General features: G+C 42.2%; 6 protein-coding genes, 1 tRNA gene and 2 pseudogenes. 4 read left to right on the top strand and 5 right to left on the bottom strand.

From position 1 onward, the window contains the following. The coding region (psbA, locus tag B9T16_RS25535) for a photosystem II q(b) protein (protein WP_410246079.1) at positions 1–817 on the bottom strand (817 nt) is incomplete at its 3' end. Between the two features lie 143 nt (positions 818–960). Between psbA and cofG the strand changes: the two genes are divergently transcribed. Continuing rightward, a complete protein-coding gene (cofG, locus tag B9T16_RS25530) occupies positions 961–1941 on the top strand; it encodes a 7,8-didemethyl-8-hydroxy-5-deazariboflavin synthase subunit CofG (RefSeq protein WP_006618989.1) in 981 nt (326 codons plus the stop codon). A 22-nt stretch (positions 1942–1963) separates the two neighbouring features. Further along, positions 1964–2034 (top strand) — tRNA-Cys (locus tag B9T16_RS25525). 964 nt (positions 2035–2998) lie between these two features. Here B9T16_RS25525 and B9T16_RS25520 read toward each other — a convergent pair. The 4 genes and pseudogenes from B9T16_RS25520 to B9T16_RS25505 form a co-directional block, all read right to left on the bottom strand. Next, entirely contained in the window at positions 2999–3358 is a 360-nt protein-coding gene (locus B9T16_RS25520; protein WP_410246078.1) for a hypothetical protein, read from the bottom strand. Further along, on the bottom strand, positions 3312–3584 hold the full coding sequence (locus tag B9T16_RS25515; RefSeq protein ID WP_410246080.1) for a hypothetical protein: 273 nt from the start codon (positions 3582–3584) through the stop codon (positions 3312–3314). Before B9T16_RS25515 ends, B9T16_RS25520 begins: the two co-directional genes overlap by 47 nt. A gap of 36 nt (positions 3585–3620) precedes the next feature. Continuing rightward, on the bottom strand, positions 3621–3899 hold the full coding sequence (locus B9T16_RS25510; protein WP_410246077.1) for a hypothetical protein: 279 nt from the start codon (positions 3897–3899) through the stop codon (positions 3621–3623). Positions 3900–4210: 311 nt separating this feature from the next. Then, a pseudogene (locus B9T16_RS25505) lies at positions 4211–4552 on the bottom strand (hypothetical protein); the annotation flags it as partial. A gap of 15 nt (positions 4553–4567) precedes the next feature. Between B9T16_RS25505 and B9T16_RS25500 the strand changes: the two are divergent. Then, positions 4568–4915, top strand: coding sequence for a hypothetical protein (locus B9T16_RS25500; protein ID WP_410246076.1), 348 nt, complete (start codon positions 4568–4570; stop codon positions 4913–4915). A 66-nt stretch (positions 4916–4981) separates the two neighbouring features. Beyond that, positions 4982–5183, top strand: a pseudogene (locus B9T16_RS25495) (hypothetical protein); the annotation flags it as partial.

Raw genomic sequence — 5183 nt, 5'->3', positions numbered from 1 at the left:
AGTGCAGGGAACGGCTGTTGTTGAAAGAAGCATATTGGAAGATCAGGCGACCGAAGTAACCGTGAGCTGCCACAATGTTGTAAGTTTCTTCTTCTTGACCGAATTTGTAACCGTAGTTTTGAGATTCGATTTCGGTGGTTTCACGCACCAAGGAAGAAGTTACCAAAGAACCGTGCATCGCGGAGAACAAAGCACCACCGAAGACACCGGCAACTCCCAGCATATGGAAGGGGTGCATCAGGATGTTGTGTTCTGCTTGGAATACCAACATGAAGTTGAAGGTTCCAGAGATACCCAGAGGCATACCGTCGGAGAAAGAACCTTGTCCGATGGGGTAGATCAAGAATACTGCACTAGCAGCAGCAACAGGTGCGCTGTAAGCTACGCAGATCCAAGGACGCATTCCCAAGCGGTAGGACAGTTCCCACTCACGACCCATGTAGCAAAATACACCGATCAGGAAGTGGAAAATTACCAACTGGTAGGGGCCACCGTTGTAGAGCCACTCATCCAAGCTGGCTGCTTCCCAAATAGGGTAGAAGTGCAGACCGATCGCATTGGAAGAAGGAACAACCGCACCAGAGATGATGTTGTTGCCGTACAACAGAGAACCAGCTACGGGTTCGCGGATACCGTCAATGTCAACGGGAGGAGCAGCTACAAAAGCGATGATGTAGCAGATGGTAGCAGTTAGTAGGGTAGGGATCATCAGAACACCGAACCAGCCTACATAGAGGCGGTTGTTGGTGGATGTTACCCAGCTACAGAACCGTTCCCAGGCGTTGGCGCTCTCGCGCTGCTGAATGGTAGTAGTCATGTTGGATATGATTGCTGTATTGAATTTTCGAGGTACTTATCCGGCAGTTGTTTTTCTACCGTGTTTATAATATGACACACTCGGTTAAGGTTTGTAAAGGGGTTTAATAAAGTATTTAGTTATATTTGAGATAAGCAAAACTAATGTTTAGTCAGATGTCTGCTTTGGTTTCCTATTCTCCGGCGTATACGATAGTTCCGACCTATGAGTGTTTTAACCGCTGTAGTTACTGCAATTTCCGCAGGGAACCGGGAGATAGCCCTTGGTTAACTGTCGGCGAGATGAAACAGCAACTGGCGGGACTATGTGAACAGGGAGTAGTGGAGATTTTGATTCTGAGTGGGGAAGTACACCCCAACAGTCCCCGGCGAGAGGCTTGGTGCGATCGCATTTATGAATTGTGCGATGAAGCGCTAAGTTGCGGATTTCTGCCCCACACTAATGCGGGTCCTCTGAAATTTGAGGAAATGGCTAGATTAAAACAGGTTAATGTGTCGATGGGGTTAATGCTCGAACAAATGACTCGGGATCTTTTACAAACGGTTCACCGCCACGCGCCTAGCAAGGTTCCTAGTATTAGGTTACAGCAGCTTGATTGGGCTGGGGAACTCAAAATTCCGTTTACGACTGGGTTACTTTTGGGAATTGGGGAAAGTCCCTCAGACTGGGGATGGACATTAGAAGCGATCGCCAAAATTCACGATCGCTCTGGTCACATTCAAGAGGTAATTGTGCAACCCTACAGCGAAGGAAGCCGACAAGGGGAGCCAGGGTACGGATTTAATCTTAGCCAATTACCGGAAGTAGTGGCGATCGCCCGCAGTATTCTCCCCGCAGAAGTGACGGTGCAAATTCCCCCCAACCTAGTTATACAGCCAGAGATATTATTAAAATGTCTGGAAGCGGGAGCCAGAGACCTAGGGGGAATCGGTCCCCAAGATGTAGTCAACCCGGACTATCCCCACATTAACCCGGAAACCCTCAGCCAAATTATCAACCGGAAAGGTTGGCAATTACGGCCACGACTACCGATATATCCCCAATACGATAGCTGGTTATCCCCTCGATTACAGAAGAGTGTCAATTCTTGGCGAAAAAAGTTGCAGTTTTCCCAGGGGTTGTGATATATTAGTAAATCGCAGTGGTGGCGGCATAGCCAAGTGGTAAGGCAGAGGTCTGCAAAATCTCCATCCCCGGTTCAAATCCGGGTGCCGCCTTTTACTATAAACCCTTATCCTGACAGCGATAGCGGGTTATTACTCAACCCTATATTCTATTGAGTTACTCAGATATTACTCACAATCTAGTCCTAGCACAGGAAAATAATTCTGTCAACAGGTTGATTACTCAGTCAACAAGCATAACCTAGGGGAACTGTCAAATACCTATATCTCCCCTAACCAGACAACCAATAGGGTACTTCCCTAGCGATACCCGTCAACAGCAAGCCTAGCGGTTCCTAGCGTCACTGTTGACTGCTATCGCAACGGTCAGTTCCCCTAATATGTCTGTTCCGGTTAGGGGGAGGGTATGGGTTCAATTTTGCAGGGTATTGCCTAAAGCTACCAGTGCTAACCATAGAAATGTATGAGTGCGATCGCAGTGGGATTTATCTATGGCTCAAAGTCAACACGATAGCCGTAGGTAGCCGTAGGGGGAACCCACTAGGTTATCAATGTACAACGATACCCCTATCAATGTACAAAGATATCAGACCGCCTACCTGACTCCCATAGGGGTAGTCAGATTATTAGTGAAATCTTGAGGAGCCTACTCGCTACCAACAAAATGCGATCGCATAATCACGACTAACCTGGCTATGACATACTGAAGCGATACCCCCAAACAACTTTTCAACTGGTAACTTGTTTCGTCATCTCTCGCTGATACCTACATAATCCTAGGGAATTGCCTTACCATCGAAACCGATACCTACATACCGCTAGACAAGTCTCCAATTTATAGGGGTACTGAGTTCCGCACGGGATGATTACCCCTAATAGACGGGTTAAGGTTTTGGCTTAGGGTGTTTATTGTRGGTAAACTAGGGGTGAGCATTCATATAAGCCCGCAATAATATTGTTGCAATAATATTATTGGTGAATAATATGAATGAACCCCTACAGTCAGAAACCATAGGGGGTCATTTAAGTTATTGGGGTAGCTGTTAGGTGTTAGGGTTTAGGGTTTACTGCACTTAGCAATCATAGCTAACGCTGCTTCTGTTAGCTTGTCTACAGTAACTTGGTCAGCTTTTCCTATGTAAATGTGATGATTAACGCTACCATCCCACCCTTTGAGGTTCCAGTAGGTAAAACCATTGATTGAGAGTTTTTTGCACGCTGTCAATCGTTTACCATTAACCTCCACTGAAAAGGATTTATTGGTTTCTAGGTATTTAAACCATTCTAAAGAACCTACTTCGATACAGATATTACCATGACCTACCAGAAACCCTTTGTAAGACCCTGTTAGTGTGACTACTGGGAGTAATTTAGGCATCAAAGTTACCTCCCATAAAAATATCGCTACTGTAACCATTGCCACTAAAGTCGGATATAAATGATACTGGTTGAATAACTGTCTCTTGAGACAATACCCATTTTTTTTGTACCGTCATAAAATCAACAGCAGCGTTATGAGCTATTTCGGCTAATTTCATCCTGGTATCTTGATTAGCGTAGGGGATATCTCGTGACATCATTTGAGCGTAAATATCACGTGCTAATTCCGCGATAACCATTAACCTTGCTTGTTCTTCATTCATGGTTTTGTCTCCTATTGATTGCATTGCAGTAACTGATTAATTGAACTTGTGATAATCATTGTCAGGGTGATTTTGATTATTGTTGTGTTCTGTAATTTTTGCATTAAGCAATGCTTCAATGCCTTTGATTAACTCGATTTCCGCGTTTAAAAAATGCCTGTGGATTTGAATAAATTCGACAATTTCATCAAATTGTTCAGRYGTGATAGCAAGTTCTACTAAGTCAAGTAATCCTACCGCGTTAGGGTTTAATCGATTGCTCATGTAGCTATATTCTACTACGTTTAATCCGGGCGTACTTGATTTGATTGACATGGATTTATCCTTTGATAGTGGTTAAGTTGTGATAGTTTAACGTCATTTCGGAAGGGTTTAAATTATTCGATTTTGGTTAGTAAATGCTTAATATAATTAAGCTGTTTGAGCGATAATTGTTTTTTCGCTTCTGCTAAGGATAACTCAACCTCGCAATCATCTAGTATTGAAATTAACGTTGCCTTATCATCTTCTTTATTAGCGTTTTAGACTGTACTGTCTACCATTTTTTAAATGTTTTAAACCTTGCCTTCATAATGGCATTTGTGTTGGCTTGAGTCATTTTTTTTGGTCTCCTATATGATTTGTTTTCAAACATTTTTGCCGTTCTGATTTATCATATTATATCCTCTATTTTTCATTAGATTAGTCAACTCTGAAACATTAACGCGACTATCAAGATATCCATCTGTTTTGGCTCTCTCAATGGCTTCTTTTAACGCTTTCGGGTCGATATCAGTTACAACCTCGGTTAACTCAGGACATCCCGCGTTAATTGCCTGGTTATTTTGTTTCATTTTTGCCTCAATACTTTGAGTGATAAAACTGTCTAAAAATTGTTCAGTACCTGATGATATAGTCAAGATTTTTTCATTAACAAAATCCCAGTAATCATTGAAGCGTTTAATTGATTCATTGATAGATAATCTTTGATTTAGGGGTTTATTATGAGTTTCTCAGTTTATAGTTCTGTTGTCAATTTAGACACTCTAAACATTAGCAGTAAAATACAGGGAACACCGACAACTACAGCGATAAGTTTGACTGCTAACACTATCACGGAAGTTGTGCCTATCAATGCTACCAGTAACGGTAGAACGGTGTTTGTAAAGAATCGGTCAAATACCAATGTATATCTAATATTTGACCCTACAGGTGATAGCGTGTCAGACGCTGCATTTTCGGTTAAGCCAGGTGATACCATCTCAATAACGTGGGGTAGAACTAAGTTACAGGCGATAGCAGAATCTAGCGCTAGTATCAGCGTTACAATTATCGAATATATTGATATGTAATCATCAAATGAATGGCTAGTATTAAGTTATTAGCCATTTAATTAAGTAATCAATATAGAGGCAGTTATGACTAATTTCAACATTTACTCTAGTAAGTTTGGGCAATCAACCGATGACTTGCCAGAAGGTGAAGTTAATCTGTATTTAACTAATGAACGGATACAAGCAGTTATTGACTCCAATACTAACTTCGTCACATTAACTGAGTTAATTTGGAATAATATTATTAATAAACCTGGCACTTTCCCCCCATCTACTAATTCCCATA

Origin of the sequence: Arthrospira sp. PCC 8006 (genome assembly GCF_046480465.1) — a bacterium.
GTDB lineage: Bacteria > Cyanobacteriota > Cyanobacteriia > Cyanobacteriales > Microcoleaceae > Limnospira > Limnospira platensis.
The sequence above is the reverse complement of the archived record's forward strand: the minus strand, read 5'-3'. Positions and strand labels throughout refer to the sequence as shown.

Excerpts from the sequence above, each read along its gene's own strand:
- B9T16_RS25515 (WP_410246080.1), bottom strand. The coding sequence starts at position 3,584 with ATGAATGAAGAACAAGCAAGGTTAATGGTTATCGCGGAATTAGCACGT.
- B9T16_RS25500 (WP_410246076.1), top strand. The coding sequence starts at position 4,568 with ATGAGTTTCTCAGTTTATAGTTCTGTTGTCAATTTAGACACTCTAAAC.
- cofG (WP_006618989.1), top strand. The coding sequence starts at position 961 with ATGTTTAGTCAGATGTCTGCTTTGGTTTCCTATTCTCCGGCGTATACG.
- B9T16_RS25520 (WP_410246078.1), bottom strand. The coding sequence starts at position 3,358 with ATGGTTACAGTAGCGATATTTTTATGGGAGGTAACTTTGATGCCTAAA.